1 protein-coding gene is annotated in these 612 nt (G+C 51.0%); it reads right to left on the bottom strand.

The window, feature by feature from the left end; translation table 11 throughout:
- Positions 1-605: FHIPEP family type III secretion protein (locus R8O11_RS29170; RefSeq protein ID WP_318195116.1), on the bottom strand; the 605-nt coding region annotated here is incomplete at its 3' end.
- Between the last annotated feature and the right edge of the window lie 7 nt (positions 606-612).

The following is a 612-nucleotide window of genomic DNA, read 5'->3' as shown; positions in this document are numbered from 1 at the left end:
TTTACAAACTTGGACGCACCATCCATTGAGCCGTAGAAATCTGCCTCTTTGGTCACTTCAAAACGACGCACGCGCGCTTGCTCTTGGTCGATAAGACCTGCGTTTAAGTCCGCATCAATCGCCATCTGTTTACCAGGCAACGCATCAAGGGTGAAACGAGCGCTCACCTCAGAAATACGCCCCGCACCTTTGGTCACAACCATAAAGTTAATGATCATCAAGATGAGGAAGACGACTAAACCGACTGCGTAGTTACCGCCAATTACAACGTTACCAAACGCCTCGATAACGTTACCTGCTGCATTGCCCCCTTCATGACCATGAAGTAACACGACACGGGTAGACGCAACGTTCAGCGCCAAACGCAACAACGTTGCGATCAGCAGTACCGTCGGGAACGCGGCGAAATCTAACGGGCGGCGTGTATATACCGTCACCAACAACACCACCATGGCTAAGGCGATGTTAAAGGTGAAGAACATATCCAGTAGGAACGCGGGTATCGGTAATACCACCATCGCAAGGGTGGCCAAAACCATGACAGGCGCGCCAATAGCTGGCATCTCACGCTGACGAATTCGTGGCAATTTATCTGCAAACGGCAGGCTTAAC

The sequence above is a fragment of the Vibrio sp. 1288 genome, assembly GCF_033344475.1.
The sequence above is the reverse complement of the archived record's forward strand: the minus strand, read 5'-3'. Positions and strand labels throughout refer to the sequence as shown.